18 protein-coding genes are annotated in these 15,999 nt (G+C 61.7%); 5 read left to right on the top strand and 13 right to left on the bottom strand.

The window, feature by feature from the left end; all coding sequences use genetic code 11:
• Nucleotides 1-79 precede the first annotated feature (79 nt).
• The gene (locus tag CO670_RS19405; protein WP_097591737.1) at nt 80-403 is read left to right on the top strand and encodes a TraR/DksA C4-type zinc finger protein; all 324 of its coding nucleotides are present in this window, start codon (nt 80-82) and stop codon (nt 401-403) included.
• 179 nt (nt 404-582) lie between these two features.
• Nucleotides 583-1,038 carry a pyridoxamine 5'-phosphate oxidase family protein gene (locus CO670_RS19400; protein WP_097591761.1) on the top strand — a complete coding sequence of 152 codons (456 nt, stop codon included), beginning with the start codon at nt 583-585 and terminating at the stop codon, nt 1,036-1,038.
• Between the two features lie 190 nt (nt 1,039-1,228).
• On the opposite strand, the gene CO670_RS19395 is transcribed toward CO670_RS19400, so the two are convergent.
• On the bottom strand, nt 1,229-2,062 hold the full coding sequence (locus tag CO670_RS19395; RefSeq protein WP_097591736.1) for a universal stress protein: 834 nt from the start codon (nt 2,060-2,062) through the stop codon (nt 1,229-1,231).
• Between the two features lie 185 nt (nt 2,063-2,247).
• On the opposite strand from CO670_RS19395, the gene CO670_RS19390 reads away from it, so the two are divergent.
• Nucleotides 2,248-2,541: a hypothetical protein gene (locus CO670_RS19390; RefSeq protein ID WP_097591735.1), complete on the top strand. Its 294-nt coding sequence runs from the start codon at nt 2,248-2,250 to the stop codon at nt 2,539-2,541.
• A 332-nt stretch (nt 2,542-2,873) separates the two neighbouring features.
• On the opposite strand, the gene CO670_RS19385 is transcribed toward CO670_RS19390, so the two are convergent.
• The 7 genes from CO670_RS19385 to CO670_RS19355 all read right to left on the bottom strand — a co-directional run bounded on the left by CO670_RS19385 (nt 2,874) and on the right by CO670_RS19355 (nt 9,427).
• Nucleotides 2,874-3,221, bottom strand: a complete 348-nt coding sequence (locus CO670_RS19385) for a cupin domain-containing protein (RefSeq protein WP_097591734.1) — start codon at nt 3,219-3,221, stop codon at nt 2,874-2,876.
• Complete coding sequence (locus CO670_RS19380) at nt 3,214-3,882, bottom strand: isochorismatase family cysteine hydrolase (protein WP_097591733.1); 669 nt, start codon at nt 3,880-3,882, stop codon at nt 3,214-3,216. The genes CO670_RS19385 and CO670_RS19380 overlap by 8 nt, the downstream gene beginning before the upstream one ends.
• Nucleotides 3,882-5,432 (bottom strand): ABC transporter ATP-binding protein, encoded by a 1,551-nt coding sequence (locus tag CO670_RS19375; RefSeq protein WP_097591732.1) that lies wholly within the window; start codon nt 5,430-5,432, stop codon nt 3,882-3,884. Before CO670_RS19375 ends, CO670_RS19380 begins: the two co-directional genes overlap by 1 nt.
• Nucleotides 5,429-6,130, bottom strand: coding sequence for an isochorismatase family cysteine hydrolase (locus CO670_RS19370; RefSeq protein WP_097591731.1), 702 nt, complete (start codon nt 6,128-6,130; stop codon nt 5,429-5,431). Before CO670_RS19370 ends, CO670_RS19375 begins: the two co-directional genes overlap by 4 nt.
• Before the next feature lie 95 nt (nt 6,131-6,225).
• A complete protein-coding gene (locus CO670_RS19365) occupies nt 6,226-7,152 on the bottom strand; it encodes an ABC transporter permease (RefSeq protein ID WP_097591730.1) in 927 nt (308 codons plus the stop codon).
• On the bottom strand, nt 7,152-8,279 hold the full coding sequence (locus tag CO670_RS19360) for an ABC transporter permease (protein ID WP_097591729.1): 1,128 nt from the start codon (nt 8,277-8,279) through the stop codon (nt 7,152-7,154). Before CO670_RS19360 ends, CO670_RS19365 begins: the two co-directional genes overlap by 1 nt.
• Before the next feature lie 20 nt (nt 8,280-8,299).
• Nucleotides 8,300-9,427: a BMP family ABC transporter substrate-binding protein gene (locus CO670_RS19355; RefSeq protein ID WP_097591728.1), complete on the bottom strand. Its 1,128-nt coding sequence runs from the start codon at nt 9,425-9,427 to the stop codon at nt 8,300-8,302.
• A 312-nt stretch (nt 9,428-9,739) separates the two neighbouring features.
• On the opposite strand from CO670_RS19355, the gene CO670_RS19350 reads away from it, so the two are divergent.
• On the top strand, nt 9,740-10,456 hold the full coding sequence (locus tag CO670_RS19350; protein ID WP_097591727.1) for a GntR family transcriptional regulator: 717 nt from the start codon (nt 9,740-9,742) through the stop codon (nt 10,454-10,456).
• A gap of 114 nt (nt 10,457-10,570) precedes the next feature.
• On the top strand, nt 10,571-10,960 hold the full coding sequence (locus tag CO670_RS19345) for a Rid family hydrolase (RefSeq protein WP_097591726.1): 390 nt from the start codon (nt 10,571-10,573) through the stop codon (nt 10,958-10,960).
• Nucleotides 10,961-10,969: 9 nt separating this feature from the next.
• Here the strand turns inward: CO670_RS19345 and CO670_RS19340 are convergent, their stop codons facing one another.
• From CO670_RS19340 to CO670_RS19320, 5 genes are read right to left on the bottom strand one after another with little or no spacing between them, the layout of a single operon-like run.
• The gene (locus tag CO670_RS19340; protein ID WP_097591725.1) at nt 10,970-11,551 is read right to left on the bottom strand and encodes an NAD(P)H-dependent oxidoreductase; all 582 of its coding nucleotides are present in this window, start codon (nt 11,549-11,551) and stop codon (nt 10,970-10,972) included.
• Nucleotides 11,548-12,957 (bottom strand): FAD-binding oxidoreductase, encoded by a 1,410-nt coding sequence (locus CO670_RS19335; protein ID WP_097591724.1) that lies wholly within the window; start codon nt 12,955-12,957, stop codon nt 11,548-11,550. Before CO670_RS19335 ends, CO670_RS19340 begins: the two co-directional genes overlap by 4 nt.
• Before the next feature lies 1 nt (nt 12,958).
• Nucleotides 12,959-14,272: a cytosine deaminase gene (locus CO670_RS19330; RefSeq protein WP_097591723.1), complete on the bottom strand. Its 1,314-nt coding sequence runs from the start codon at nt 14,270-14,272 to the stop codon at nt 12,959-12,961.
• Nucleotides 14,272-15,108: an ABC transporter permease gene (locus CO670_RS19325; RefSeq protein WP_097591722.1), complete on the bottom strand. Its 837-nt coding sequence runs from the start codon at nt 15,106-15,108 to the stop codon at nt 14,272-14,274. Before CO670_RS19325 ends, CO670_RS19330 begins: the two co-directional genes overlap by 1 nt.
• The gene (locus tag CO670_RS19320; protein ID WP_097591721.1) at nt 15,108-15,932 is read right to left on the bottom strand and encodes an ABC transporter ATP-binding protein; all 825 of its coding nucleotides are present in this window, start codon (nt 15,930-15,932) and stop codon (nt 15,108-15,110) included. The genes CO670_RS19325 and CO670_RS19320 overlap by 1 nt, the downstream gene beginning before the upstream one ends.
• Nucleotides 15,933-15,999 lie beyond the last annotated feature (67 nt).

The raw sequence follows: 15,999 nt of genomic DNA, 5'->3' as shown, positions 1-15,999 counted from the left end.
CCAGGGCGGAGCGTGACCCGTCCGGGCAGTCTTGGTTAGACGGCGGCTTGTGCGCTGTCCCTGCAACGGGAGGATACCGATGAAGAACGAAGAGACGGAAGCAAGGCTGAGAGCCTTGAAGGCGGATTTAGAGCGGCGGCTCTCGGCAATCGACGCCGATCTTTCCGCCGCCTTGGACCCGGATAGTGCTGATCGGATCACCCAGCTCGAGAATGATCAGGTGCTGACGGAAATGCGAAGGGAAGGGCGAGAGGAGATCGCATCGATTGATGCGGCGCTTGAGCGCCTGAAGCGCGGAACTTTCGGTCGCTGCGTCAGATGTCTCTCGCCGATCGAAGCCGCGCGGCTGGATGCCATCCCTTACACGCCCTACTGCGTGACCTGCGCGCGAGCGGCGGGCTAGGTGTGAAACGCGCCGGCATCGTCACGATCAAGGGGCATAAAGCGATCGCAGAGAGCGAGGTAGTCCCCACGTTTTTCTTCGCGATCATCTCCGTCGGAGGTCATGATTTGCGCCTCATCAATGCACCAAGCGGGTGTCCGCGTACTGTAACCTTACGAGCGAAGCGAAAGGAGCGGCCCATGTCACTGGGTTTAAGGGAGCTTACGCTGGCTGAATGCCATGCCGTGTTGGAACAGGCGCGATTTGGACATCTGGCGTGCTGCAAGGGTGATCAGCCATATGTCGTGCCAATTTACTTCTCCTATGGGAAGGGCGTCGCCTATTGTTTTTCGATGCCCGGCCGCAAGCTGGAATGGATGCGGGAAAACGACAAGATCTGCCTGCAGGTGGATCAGCGGCTGGGCGCGGGTTGGGCGAGCGTCATCGCTGAGGGAAGGTTCGAGGAATTTCCCGACACCGACCTCTGGCGCGACGAACGCCTTCATGCCTGGGAAATGCTGCAGAAGCACTCGGATTGGTGGGAAGTCGGGTCGCTGAAGCCGAAAGAGCTTCCGGTCCTTGCTGAATCCCCGCACATTTTCTTCGGAGTTTTTATCCGCGCCCTGTCGGGTCGCGCAGCTTTCGCAGCAGACTAGCCCTTTTGTCTCCATACGTCAGACGGGGCCAAATGACTGACGTTTTGCCAGCCTATGGACAATCACGCTCCAGCCGGCACCCTCCGCCAAGAATGAGGCGAAGGCTGATGCGCGTCGCCGAAACTTTAAAGCTCGCCGACACGCATGAACAGGGAAGGCAGCCGTCAGGGCCCGGCGCAGCGTGGTTGCCTCAATGAGCCATGAATATCGGCATCCTGCTTTTTTCGATCATGCTGCGGGTTACGCCGCCGAAAAGCGTTTGCTGCCAGCGCGGATGGTTGTAGGCGCCCATGACGATCAGGTCGGCTGATACATCGACAGCATGCTGCCGCAGGATCTGGTCGGCCGCTTGGCCGCCGCTCGCGATGCGATCGACCTGAACCCGGACGCCATGGCGTGCGAGAAAAGCGGCAATATCGGCGCCGGGTTCCTCGCCGTTCGAGCGCATTTTGGCGACAGGGTCGACCATGGTGACATAAACCGTATCCGCTTGCTTGAGCAGGTCGAGTGCCTGCCGGGCAGCACGGGAGGCTTCATCGCTCGAATCCCATGCCAGAAGCACCGATCTCGATGACGGGTTCATTGCCTTCATTCCGCGGTTTATCAGGATCGGGGTCGGCGATTGGAACAGCGCGCCGTCGATTATGCGTTTGCGGAGCTGGTCGTCTCGGGCGGCCTGCCGGCCAATCAGCACCACGTCGGCGTAAAGCGCCCTTTCGGCAATGTCTTCGTCGGCCCAGGCAAATTCCGTGTAGACGTCCTGGACCTCATGGGAGGTGTCACTCTGTGCGAGGATCTCCTTGATCTCCTCCGTCTTCTGGGAGAGCGCGTCGATTTCGCGCTGACGCTCTTCAATCCACACCGTAGAGACGGCATGGTAATCGCCGATCATCGGAGGCGCTCCCAGAGAGATCAGCATCGCATTGAGATGCGCGCCGTGAGCGCCGCAAAAGTCAATCGCGCTTTTGAGATCTTCCTCGAACTGATTGACACTGAGGATGCTGAGTACAGTCCTGATCGTCATGTCGATATACCTCGCTGGTTGGATACCATGAGGATATCAGGTGAGATGGCATCTTCCTTGACCTTCATCAAAGCGTTTCCGATTTTGACCTTGTAGGTTCCTTGCTGACCGGCAGGAGCGATTATGGACATCTCCATTCTAGAGTTTCACGGAGCTGCGGGCTCGGTCACGAACGGGAGACGGTAATGCTTTCGACGGAACGAGACTTCAGGCGGGGCGGCGAGCGTTTTTCCGTTCCTTCGCAAGGGGAAATCGAAGGCCGGCTTCTCATGTTCGAGGTGGTCGCCGTCACCTGTTTGCAGGAGCTTCTCGCGAAAACGGATTCGCGCATGGTTTCCAGACTGCGCCGAAGGCTGATCCGCAATCTGGAGGAGAAGTGCGCGCCGTTGAAACTGTGCGCCGCCGACGAAACGGCCGCAAAGGAATTCGCGCTTCAACTGCTGAAGGCCGCTTGTGAAGAGGCAGAAAACGAGAGGTAGGCCCGTCAGCCCACTCAACTTCAATGCCGAGTCGTCGCGCCGACGAGGCGCTGGCTGTCGTCAGCGGACACAGGCTCTGACGGTCGGGCCGCTGCGTGTGATGGCGAAGCAGAGCCCGAGCATCCGGATGCATGGACCGCTCTTCTATGGCCTTCGCCGGGCTCACCCGGGCGACGGCGACACCGCCATTGGTCGAGAATTCGAATCCCATCAAGGCGAGCGAATTTGAAACCTACCTTGAGGCGTATGGCTTCATACCGGGATCTGGCTGCCGTCATTGCGATAGACTGGCACAGCGAGGCGAGGTCGGAGGCTGGTATGGCGACCTCATGCTAGTCGTCTTCCAATATTCTCACCGGCCGATCCCATTGGATGAGCACGACGCAGCCGGTGTCGCTCCAGACCGAATGTTCGGTGCCGGGGGCGTTGACGATATAGCTGCCGCTGCGGTAATCGCCGGCCTCGTCGGATTGTACGCCATCGAGAACGAGAATGGTTTCCAGTCCCTCATGCCGGTGGCGAGGAACGCTGGCGCCGGCCTCGTATTTCAGAAGCGCCACGCCGGGCTGGTCACCCTCGAAGGGGCGGATCCAGTGGATCGTTACCTGATCGCGGAAAGGGCCGAATTCCAATTCCTTCCAGCCGCTTGACGTCAGAAGTTTGCGGGTCGTTTCAGGCATGGGCGATGCTTTCCAGGATATCGTCGACATGGGCGGTCCAGCCGACGATCGCGCCCTGGGCGCGGATCATGGCGATGGCGGCGGCCTTGAATTCGGGAAAATAGCTTTCCGTCGCCTCCTCCGCGAGCAGGCACTCATAGCCGCGATCGTTCGCCTCGCGCATGGTCGTCTGCACGCAGACCTCGGTGGTCACGCCGGCAAAGACCAGTTGCCTGATGCCCTTTCGCTGCAGCACGTCCCCGAGGCCGGTGGCATAGAAGGCGCCCTTGCCGGGCTTTTCGATGACCTCTTCGCCGTCGATCGGAGCAAGCTCCGGCAGGATCGCCGTTCCGGGCTCGCCCGCTATGAGGATGCGGCCCATGGGACCGTCGTCACCGATCCTGAGCATGGGATTGCCGCGGTCGCGTTTTGACGGCGGCAGGTCCGAAAGGTCGGCGCGGTGGCATTCCATCGTATGGATGACCGGCAGGCCGGCATTGCGGAAGCCCTGGATGAGACGTTTGACATCGGGCACGATCCTGCCGATGCGGCTGACGTCGTTGCCGAGGCTTGCGCCGAAGCCGCCGGGCTCGGCGAAATCGCGCTGCATATCGATGACGATAAGGGCGAGCTGGTCGTGCCTCACCGGAAAAGCAAAGGGTTCTGCCTTGATCTCGGCCATCAATGATGCCCCGCCATGTGGGCGCCGATGACGGCGATATCGGCCGCACGCGCCGGTGTCTCGTAAACCAGCCTGCCTTCGGAAATAACCATGATGCGGTCGGACATCTCGAGCAGCTCGTCGAGATCTTCGGACAGCAGCAGGACCGCCGTGCCGGAATTGCGGGCCTTCATGATGCGGGCCCGAATTTCGGCGACAGCCGAGAAGTCGAGGCCGAAACAGGGATTCGAGACGATCAGCAGGTCCACCTCGCCGGTCAGTTCGCGGGCGAGTACGGCGCGCTGCACGTTGCCGCCTGAAAGTGCCGCGATCGGCGAGGATGAGGAGGCCGTCTTCACCTTGAAATCCGAAATCAGCGCCGCCGCCCGCTTTTTCATCTTGCCCTTGTTCAGCCAGACCGCATCCTTGCCGTCGGCTTTCAGGTCGAAGGTCCGGAAGGCGAGATTCTCGCTGACCGTCATGCGTGGGGCGCAGGCGTTCTGCAACGGCTCCTCGGGGATGAAGCGGACGTTGTTTCTGCGGGTCTCGGGGCGCGTTGCGCCGTAGGTCTCGCCATTGACGCTCACGCGGCCGCTGTCGGCCGGCCGCTGGCCGGCGAGGATTTCCGTCAGCTCTTTCTGACCGTTGCCCGAAATGCCGGCAATGCCGACGATTTCGCCGGAGTGGACCATGAGATTGTCGATCGCGATGGTCTTGAGGCCAGAGCGGTCCGGCGCCTTGACCTGTTCCACCGCAAGGACGGGCCTGGCGTTTTCGGAGACGGGAACGCGGCTGTCGAGCTCGGCAAGCTTCATGTCGCCGATCATCATGGCTGCCATATCCGATGTCGAGAGGTCGCCGACCTTGCCGGTGCCGACCAGCCTGCCGCGCCGCAGGATCGAGACGGCATCGGCGAATTTCGTCACCTCGTGGAACTTGTGCGAAATCATCAGCACGGTCAGTTCGCCGCGCTCGGTCATTCCCCTGATGAGACCGAGCATCTCATCGGCTTCGGCAGGGGTCAGAACCGAGGTCGGTTCATCGAGGACGAGAAAGGAGCGGCCGAGATAGAGCTGCTTGAGGATCTCCAGCTTCTGCTTCTCGCCGGCGGCAAGCTCGCTCACGGGGCGGTCCAGCGGGATCCTGAAAGGCATGCGGTGCATGAAGGCGGCGAGGTCCTTCCGCTCCTTCGCCCAGTTGATGATGGCGGGCACTTCGGCGCGGCTGATGACGAGGTTTTCGGCGCCGGTCAGCGACGGGACGAGCGTAAAGTGCTGATAGACCATGCCGAGGCCATAGATGGCGGCGTCTTTGGGTGAGGCGATGGCCACTTCGCGGCCGTCGACGGAAAGTGCTCCCGCCGTGGCGTGGTAGAAGCCCATGATGCATTTGACGAGGGTCGATTTGCCGGCGCCGTTTTCGCCGAGCAAAGCATGGAAGCTGCCGGCGGGCACCTTGATCGAGACATGGTCGAGCGCCGTGAAACTGCCGAAGCGCATCGTCATGTCGAGCGTATCGATGCCGACGGCTTTGCCGGCCTGTGGGAGAGGCGTGTCGCGGACCGTGCTCATGGCAGCTGGCTCACAAGCGTTTGCGAATTGGAGACGGAACCGAAGACGCCACCCTGCATCTTCACCATCTTGATGGCGGCGAGATGGTTGCCGTAGTCGGTCGCGCCGCAGCAATCTTCCAGCAGCAGGCATTCGAAACCACGGTCGTTGGCCTCGCGCATCGTGGTGGAGACGCAGACATCGGTGGTGATGCCGGTCAGGATGATGTTTGCGATGCGCTTCTGGTTGAGGATCAGTTCAAGGTCGGTGGCGCAGAAGGAACCCTTGCCCGGCTTGTCGATGATCGTTTCGCCTTCGATCGGATAGAGTTCGGGGATGATGTCCCATCCGGGTTCGCCGCGGGTCAGGATACGCCCGCAAGGACCTGGATCGCCGATCCCTGCGCCGATCCGCTGCGAGCGCCATCGTTTGTTGGCCGGCAGGTCGGCAAGGTCGGGCCGATGGCCTTCGCGTGTGTGGATGATGTGATAGCCCTTGGCGCGCATGGTGGCCAGCACGCGTTTGATCGGCTCGATCGGCGCCTGGACGAGCGACAGGTCATAGCCCATGTGATCGACATAGCCGCCCTTGCCGCAGAAATCCGTCTGCATGTCGATGATGATGAGGGCGGTGTTCTCTGGCCTCAGATCGCCGTTATACGGCCAGGCATAGGGGTCGGCGTCGATATAATGTCCTTTGGTTTCGACCATGGCGTCCATCGTCTTCTTCTCCTATTCGCCTGCGAGTTTGAATGTGCCGCGGAGGTGGTGCGGGCGTTCCGATCCGTTCGATGTGCCGATGCGCCGTTCCTTCCTCATTTCGTCAGCGACAGCGCGCCCGGCGCACCTGATAGCGAGCGGGTGGGCGAGGAGGTGGCGATCATGATGACGAGGGTGAGCACGTAGGGTGTGGCGTAGAAGAGATAATAGCCCTCGGTCACGCCGACCGATTGCAGCGCCGGTCCGAGCGCGCCGGCGCCGCCGAAAAGCAGGGCGGCAAGGAAGCAGCCGATGGGATTCCATCTGGCGAAGATGACGAGGGCCACGGCCATCAGGCCCTGACCGGAGGAGATGCCCTCGTTCCAGGAGCCGGGATAATAGAGCGAGAGATAGGCGCCGCCGATCGCCGCCAGCGAGCCGCCTACGGCGGTGGCGAGCAGTCGCACGCGGTCCGGATCGATACCCATGGCCCGCGCAGCATCGGTACTGTCGCCGACGACGCGCAGGACGAGACCGATGCGGGTATTCTTGAACGCCCACCAGAGAAGGAAGGCGAGGGCGGCTCCGAGGAGGAACAGCACGTTGATGTTCAGCGCCGCCTGGATCTGCGGCAGACTGGACCAGAAGCCGAGCGGAATTGCCGGCAGATGCGGCGCAGCCGGCTGGATGAAAGGCTTGCCGAAGAAGAAGGCGAGACCCAGGCCGAACTGCATCATGGCGATGCCGATCGCGATATCGTTGACCTTCGGCCATTTGCAGATCCAGCCGTGCACGAGGCCGAAGATCGCGCCTGTCGCCATGGCCGCGAGCACGCCTAGCCAGGGGGAATCGCTCATGACGGCGACGGCATAGGCCGTCATCGCGCCGAAGACGAGCGTGCCTTCGAGGCCGAGGTTGATGCGGCCGGAGCGCTCGGTGATCGTCTCTCCCAGGCTGACGAAGATGAAGGGGGTGGACACGCGGATGGCGCCTGCGAGGATGGCGAGGGGCACGCCCCAGATGCCGATGCCGGTCTCTTCCATCAGAGGCTCCTTTTCCAGAGGTCGGGATTGAAGATCTTGAAGCGGCCGTAGAAGGTCTCGCAGAAGAGGATGACGAGGAAGAGCATGCCCTGCAGCACCAGCACGGTGGCATCGGGCAGGCCCATGCGGCGCTGGATCAGGCCGCCCGAGGCGTCGATGCCGCCGAGCAGGATCGCGACCGGAATGATCGCCAGCGGATTGTGGCGGGCCAGGAAGGCGACGAGGATGCCGGTATAGCCGTAGCCGGCGGCAAGAGAGGCATTGGCGCTGCCCTGCACGGCGGCGACCTCGATCATGCCGGCAAGCCCGGCGAAACTGCCGGCGATCGCGGTGAAGCCGGCGATCAGCCGGCCCACGGGCAGTCCTTGAATCTGGGCCGCGCGCACGTTGCCGCCGGCAATACGGGCGGCAAAGCCGTAACTCGTTACTTCGATCAGGATCCAGGAGAGAATGCAGGCGACAATGCCGATGACAAGGCCCCAATGCACATCCATGCCGGGGATGTTTCCGAGCATATAGTCGGCCGGCAGCGGTTTGGTCGAGGGCTTGTTGAGGCTGGCGGGATCTCGCAGCGGCCCTTCGACGAACTGGTTCATCAAGGCGATGGCGATATAGGAGAGCAGCAGCGACGAGATGGTCTCGTTGACGCCGCGATAGTGGCGCAGGAAACCGGCAAGGCCGATCCAGATGCCGCCGACCACCATGGCGGCGATTCCCATGAGAATGAGGGTCAGGAAGACCGGCGCCGAACCGGCGAGAGGCATGGCCATGGCAGCGGCAGCAACGCCGCCCAGCACGACCGCTCCTTCCCCGCCGATGATGACGAGGCCGAGGCGGGCGGGCAGGGCGACGCAGAGTGCCGTCAGGAGAAGGGGTGCGGCACGGCTTAAGCTGTTCTGCACCGAAAACCAGCTGCCGAAGCCGCCGGCATATATGAGCTCAAAAAGCACCGCCGGCGACTTGCCGATCGCCAGGATGAACAGGGAGAAGAGCGCAAGACCGATCAGGATGGCGGCAAGGCCGATGACAAGAGGTTCGGCTTTTCGCGCGATCCATTCGAGGATGGGGCGCAGCGAAACCGGTTTTTCCGCGATGGATATTGCGGGATCATTGGCCTGGACGGTCATGGCGCTTCTCCCTTTTCGGTTTACGCCGTGGACCCGACGACGCCCTCGACCAGATAGTTCATGCTTTCGAGCTCGATCGCGTCTTCGGCGTAGCTCTTGTCGGCGGTCACGACCGTGCTGCCCTTGTTGTCCTTGAGCGGGCCCTTGAAGACCGAGAAGCCGCCTCTCATCATCTCGGCATGGGTGGCCTCGAACACCTTGCGCCCGGCTTCGGAAACGCCGGGGCCGAGTGCGCTCATCTTGACGAAGCCGTCCTTCAAGCCGCCGCGCACGAAGTTCCCGAGCTTTTCGCCGGCCTGGGCCTTTTTGACGAAGTCGCTGTAGACGTTGCCCCAGGCCCATTCGGCGCCGGTCAGGTACTTCTCGGGCGCGAGCGGGCTCTGGTTGGCGTGATAGCCGCAGACGAAGGCGCCGCGGCCGGCCGCCGTTTCGACCACGACCTTCGGGCTGTCGACATGGCAGGTGATGACATCAGCGCCCTGGTCGACCAATGCGTTGGTGGCTTCGGCTTCCTTGACGGCGAGCGACCATTCGCCGGTGAAGATCACCTGGCAGGTAATGGTCGGATCGACGGAGCGTGCGCCGAGCAGGAAGGCATTGATGTTCTGCAGCACCTGCGGGATCGGCTTGGCGGCGACGAAGCCGATCTTCTTGCTTTTCGTCGCATGGCCGGCCGCGATGCCGTTCAGATACTGGCCCTGAAAGATGTAACCGAAATAAGAGCCGGTATTGGCCGGGTGCTTGCTTTCCTGCCAGAGGCCGCCGCAATGGCGGAACTGGGTATCGGGATATTTGGCGGCCATCGCCAGCATGTGCGGATCGAAGTAGCCGAAGGAGGTCGGGAAAAGCAGAGCCGCGCCATCGAGGTTGATCATCGATTCCATCGTCTTCTGGACGTCGACCGTCTCCGGCACGTTCTCTTCCTCGACGACGGTGACGCCGGGCAGCGCCTTGACGGCGGCTGCACCCTCGGCATGCGCCTGGTTGTAGCCATAGTCGTCCTTCGGACCGACATAGATGAATCCGACGGTAAGGGCGCTCTGGGCAAGGGCGCGCGAGGAGAGGAGGCCGGGCGCGGCGCCGGCGAGGGCAGCGGCGGCAGAAGCCTGAAGAAAATTGCGGCGGTTCATGGAAAGGAGTTTGGTCATTGGAATGCTCCCCTTATGGCGGTTCTGCCGGTTCATTGGTTACGGGGAAGTGTATGCAATGGCCGTGCCAGATATTAAGGGTTTGATTTTGCTACGGTAATTTTAAAGCGGTTCGACGGGTGTCATAAGTGTATGCAATTTCACCGGCTTAAAGTATAAAATTTATGCAAAGCCTATAAAATCAGCTGAAATTCAACGTTATAAAGAAAATGAGATTATTTCCCGTTGCGGATTAATTAAGTTTTTCAAATGAAAACAATGTATTGTTTCCATGTTTGACTTTGCTTCGCGGACAATGCATGTGTATGCAACATGACCAAGGATCAGAGTGACTCATTGAAGCAGATCCGGCGCCGGGAGATCATCCGGGCAGGAACGACCGTCGAGCAGATGGTGCGGGCAATCGCCGACATGATCGTGACCGGGCAGATGCTGCCGGGCGACAAGCTCGACGAAATTTCGCTGGCAGCCCGTTTCGAAGTGTCGCGCACCCCGGTGCGCGAGGCGCTCCGGGAACTCGGAGCGATGGGGCTTGTCGAGCGCGAACCGAACCGCAGCGCCGTCGTCACCAATGTGACGGAAACCTATCTGCATTCGATGTTCGAGGCGATGGCGGAGCTCGAGGGCATTTGCGCGCGGCTTTCCGCCGAGCGGATGACGATCGAGGAACGGCGCCTGTTGGAAATCGAGCACCGCGCCTCGGCCCGGCTCGTGCGTCAGGGTGCTGACGAAGAGTATGCTGCCTATAATACCGAATTTCATAGCCGGCTCTATCGCGGCGCGCACAACGAGCACATTTATGAACTGGTAACGCAGAGCAGGGCTCGGCTTGCGCCTTTTCGCCGCGCGCAGTTCCGGCTGTCCGGCCGGCTGGCGAAATCCTATGACGAGCATGACGTGATCGTGACGGCGATCATGCGGGCGGATGGCGCGGCGGCCGCGCGCGCGGCCTATGCCCATGTGGAAATCGTCAGCGATGCCAGCGCCGTCTTTGCGGCCGCTGCCGAGCGGAAAGAGCACGGCGCTTGAAGTCGGGCAGGGTTGCCCAGGAGTTGAGGGAAACCGCGCTATGCATCCTTTCCTATCCTTGTTATTCAACCGGATGGAACGATGCGTCGTGTTCCGCTTCAGCAGGAAGTGCCGATGAAGAAGATTTTCAATCCGCCGTCCGTCCATCGTCCATTTGGAAATTACAATCACGGGCTGCTGGTGCCGCCGGGCGCTGCACTGCTCGTTGTCTCGGGCCAGCTCGGCATCGGTCTCGACGAGGAGGTGCCGGAAGATATCAGCGCGCAGGCCGAGCTTTGTTTCGAAGCGATCAAGGCCATTCTTGCCGATGCGGAGATGAGTTTTGCGGACGTCATCCGCATTTCCGGATTCGTGACGAAGCGTGAGGATTTTCCGGCCTATATGGCGGTGCGCGATCGCTATACGCTCGATCCGAAGCCGGTCTCGACGTTGATCATCGTCGGCGGGTTCACCCGGCCGGAATTTCTCGTCGAAGTCGACGTCACCGCCGCCAAAATATTGTGATGACGCGTTTCAGAACCGTTCCATCGCCGTCTGCACCTTTTCCAGAAACCGCGCCCGCGTTTCAGGCGTGCAATTGTTCATGTCGTAATGAGCAAGGAAGGTGACCGGCCGCAGTGGATTGATCTGCGCTCGCAGCACGCGCTTGACGATCCTCTTCGGCGGATTGCCGGCCACGAAGGCGCGGAATGGGGTTGCTCCGTAGGTCAGTACGGCGGCGAGCTTGGTGATATGGCGTAGCCTAGATTCCACCTTGCCGTCGACGAGTTCGAAAGAGACGCCCGGGAGCCAGACGCGATCGAAATAGCCTTTGAGGATTGCCGGGAACCCAAAATTCCAGACAGGCGTCACCAGCACCAGCCCTTCGGCCTGTTTCAGCCGATCGACATAGGGCTTTACCAGTGCGGTATTGCCGGGATAGTCGTGATAGGCGAGCCGATCGTGGCGTGAGAGAACGGGATCGAATTTCTCGGCATAGAGATCGCAGGCATCCACCTCGTGACCGGCTTTGTGAAGGCTTTCCAGCGTCTGTTTGTAAAGCGCCTTGCCGTAGCTTTCCTCGACCGGATGCGAGTGAAGGACGAGAACTCTCATGAGGCCTCCATGACGCTCGCAAGCCCTGGGAAGAGATAGTTCTTGCCGGCATCGAAATCGAAATCCGGGTTCTCCCAGGCGATCATCTTGCCGGGATTCAGGAGCCCCCTCGGGTCGGTCTCGTGCTTGAAGGCGAGCTGCACCTTGTCGGTGCGTTTCATGCCGCCTTCCTCGAGCGTGTAGCGGTGCGGATTGAAGATCGGGCAGCCGTGGTCCTGGTGGATCCTGATGATCTCCTCGAGGCGTTCCTCCGAGGTATAGCGTACCAGCGGCAGGCCGGAGCACTGGATCTGCCCGTCGAACCTGATGAATTCGAGATGGCCCGGCACTTCGTCCCCGAAGATCTCGACCATCTTGGCGACCTTGGCCACGTGATCCGGCCCCGGATACTGAACCTGCAGATAGGTAAAGTTGGGATCGACCTTCAGGGCGCGCAGCGTCGTGTGATTCCAGGCAAGCTCATAGGCATGCGGAATGCCCTTCATGCTTTCGACCGTATCGGACCGGAAGACGACCTCGCCCTTGTGCGCGGCGGCGAAGGCCAGGAACGCGTCCATTGAATGCGGCGCGATCATCAGCACCACCACCGACTGGCCCTTGCGAATATAGGGTTTGTGGCGCGTGAAATAATCATGCGGAATGGGTGCGGCGATCGGCGCGATCTCCTTGACGAGGATACCGTTGCATTTGGCGAGCGCATCCGAGAAGCGCACGGCCGCCATGAAGTCGTCGTAACCGACGAGCACGTCGACCCAGTCATAGGCGGGCGCCAGCGGCATTTCGATCTCGGTGATGATACCATTGGTGCCATAGGCATGGCTGACCTTCTGCAGGTCCCAGCCGGTGAGGTCGAGCACGCGCGGTTCGGCTTCCATGGTGACGACGCGCAGGCGCAGAATATTGCCGAGATCGCGCAGGCCGCCCCAGGTGATCGAGCCGACGCCGCCGGAGCCGCCGGCAATAAAACCGCCGACGGTCGCCGTCTGCGCCGTCGACGGATGGAAGCGCAGCTCCTGGCCGGAATGGGCCTTGGTCTGCCTGTCAAGCTGGGCAATCACGATGCCCGGTTCGCAGATCACCCGGCCGGGATGGATTTCCTTGACCTTGTCCATGCCGGCAAGGTTCAGGACGATGCCGCCGGAAAGCGGCATGGCCTGGCCGTAATTGCCCGTGCCGGCGCCGCGCGGCGTTACCGGCACGCCATGGGCGAAAGCCACTTTCAGCGTGCGGATGACCTCTTCCTCGGTCTTCGGGGTGACCACGAGGTCGGCCGTCACATTGTCGAGCTGCGCCTTCAGGATCGGCGAATACCAGTAGAAATCCCGGCTCTTCTGGCGCACCAGCGCCGGATTGTCTTCGACGGCGATGCCTTCGAGTTCCTTCTTGATCGTCTGATAATCCGGCATGTCAGGCTCCAACGACGCTGTCGAGTTCACGATAGTCCGGCAGGCTGCGGTCGATCACCTTGCCGCGGCGAAGGACGACGCGGTCTGACTGCGGACGGGAAAGAAATTCGCTCCAGCGCCGGGCGCTGAAGAGTACGAGATCGGCCGGAGCTCCGATGGCGATGCGGCCCATATCGGAACGGCCGAGAATATCGGCGGGCGACGTGGTGACGATGCGCGCGGCCGTGTCCAATGGATGATCGAGATGCAGGATGCGCACCGCCTCGCGGAATACTTCCACCGGGTCCAGATCGCCGTAGGCGTAGAAGGGGTCGCGGGTATTGTCGGAGGCGACCGCCGTTGCCACGCCGGCGGCGGCCAGTTCCTTGAAAAGGGTAATGCCGCGCCAGCGCGGCGTGCGGCCGAGGTAGCGGTCCTGCAGATACATGTTGCACATCGGCAGCGAGACGATGGAAATGCCGGCCTTCGCAACGAGCTCGACCGTGCGCTTTGCGGCCTCCTCGTCCTGGCGGGCGAGCGAGCAGCAATGGCCGGCCGTTACCTGGCCTTCGAACCGGTTGCGCAGCACGGCCTCGGCAATCGCCTTCAAGGTCTCGGCAGCGGGATCGTCGGTCTCGTCGACGTGGAGGTCGACATCGAGGCCGTTGTCGGCGGCAGCCCTGAAAAGCACATCGAGCTGGCTGTCGAGATCGGCGGTCATCCGGGTGACGCCGCCGATCAGGCCGCCTTTCTCGCGCACGACAGCAACCAGGTCGGCGAAAAAGGCCGCATCCGCCATATTTTCCATCGGGAAGAGCGCCACTGCCTGCAGCGCGATCCGGTCCTTCCATGCCTCGCGCATCTCGGCAAAAACCTCGAAGGAAATGCGGTGCTGCGGCGCCAGCGAATCGAGATGCGTGCGGATCAGGCTGGTGCCGTGCGCATAGGCCGAGCGCAGCGAGAAGTCCATGCGTTTCCAGACATCTGCCGCGGACCAATTCGCTTCGCGGTCGGTGCGCACGGCCTCCAGCGCGCCCATGAAAGTGCCGTCCGCATTGGCGTTGCGCGGCCATATATGCCCCTTGTCGAGGTGCGTGTGCATGTCGGCGAAACACGGCCAGACCATGCCTTCCTTCAGGTCGGATCTCGCGAATTCCGCCGGCGTTTCGCCCGCCGGCAGCAGTGCGGAGATGATGCCATTGGTGATGACGATATCGGCCTTGACCAGACCTTCGACGGCAGGCGCGTCAAATCCGACGGTGGCGGCGGCGGGAAGCGTCGCGTTGCACAGTGCGAAGCGGCCGGCATTGGGCGGAGAGATGAAGGGATAGGTCATCAGTTTTCCCGTTTCAGGCTGCTCTCATGCCAGCGATGCAGGGCAAGCCAGGAAATGAACGATGTGACGGCAAAGATCGCGACGCCGAGAAGCGAAAGCATCAGCAGCGCGGCGAAGAGGCGGGGGATGTTGAGCCGGTACTGAGCTTCGAGAAGCCGGAAAGCTAGCCCGGAACCCGCACCCGCCGATCCTGCCGCAAACTCCGCGACGACGGCGGCAATCAGCGCCAGACCGCCGCCGATCCGGAGGCCTGTCATGAAATAGGGCTGGGCGGCGGGCAGCTTAAGATAGAGCAGTGTCTGCCAGCGGGAGGCGCCGTAGAGTTCGAAGAGGTTGATGAGATTGTGGTCGACGCTTTTCAGCCCCTGGACCATGTTCGACAGGATCGGAAAGAAGGCGACGAGGAAGGCGCAGATCAACAGCGCCACCTGCGTCGAGGGCGCATAGATCAGGATCAGCGGCGAGATCGCGACGATCGGCGTCACCTGCAGAATGACCGCGAGCGGATAGAAGGCGAGTTCGATCCAGCGCGATTGAACGAGGAAGATCGCAAAGCCGACGCCGCCGACAAGTGCCAGCATCAGCGATAGGAAGGTGATTTTGGTGGTGACCCAGAAGGCAGGGACAAGCGTGGCCGAGTCGGTCACGAAAGCGTTCGCCACAGCCGCCGGACCCGGCAGGATATAAGGCGGCACCCCTGACAGCTTCACATAGGCGTACCAGATCAGAATGAGGAGCGCGATGACGAGCAGTGGAACGGCGATGCGCAATGCGAGATCGCGGCGCCTGGCGCTCGCGGCATCCGGATGGGGCGATGCGTCGGTCTCGTCGCTCATCAATGATCTCCAGCCGAATTGATTGCGCCGATGAGCGAATGGGAGACCGTCTCGCAGGCCTTCCTGTATTCTTCGGAGCTGCGGTAATAGGCATCGCGCTCCAGGCTCGTGCTCAGCGGCACATCGGCGTGGACCCGGCCGGGCCTTGCCTTCATCACGACGATGCGGTTCGAGAGATAGGCCGACTCGAAGACGGAATGGGTGACGAAGATGACGGTGATGCCGGTCGTCTTCCAGAGCCGCAGCACGTCGTCGTTGAGCTTCTGGCGGGTGATTTCGTCGAGTGCGGCGAAGGGCTCGTCCATCAGCAGAAGTTTCGGTTTCGTCACCAGCGCGCGGCCGATCGAGACCCGCATCTTCATGCCGCCGGAAAGTTCGCGCGGATAGGCTTTGGCGAAATCCTGCAGACCGACCGTGGTCAGTACAGCCATGATGCGCTCGGAGGCTGCGGCTTTCGAAACACCCCTCAGCCTCAGCGGCAGGTGGACATTGTCGAATACGTTCTTCCAGGGCATCAGCGTCGGCTCCTGGAAGACGAAGCCGATGTCGCCCTCCGGCAGGCCTTTCGAATTGATGCGCGAACTCGGCCAGTCGATCTCCCCCGATGTCACGTCGCCGAGGCCGGCGATGATGCGCAGCGCCGTCGACTTGCCGCAGCCGGAAGGGCCGAGGAGGCTGACGAATTCGCCGCTTTCGACGGTGAGCGACATGTCCGAAAGTGCGACGGTTCCGCTGGAAAAGACCTTCGAAACCGAGCGCATGACGACCAATGGCCGCTTGCGCGTCTCTTGCGGGGATACGGCTTGGGCTTCTGCTAGCGGCATTGCCTGTCTCGTTCATGCGGGGAGATGCAATCCGCCGCAGCCGCGGCGGATCATCGGGATTGCGGCC

This window comes from Rhizobium sp. J15, from assembly GCF_002531825.1.
Classification (GTDB): domain Bacteria; phylum Pseudomonadota; class Alphaproteobacteria; order Rhizobiales; family Rhizobiaceae; genus Rhizobium.
This window is presented reverse-complemented; position numbering and strand designations above follow the sequence as displayed.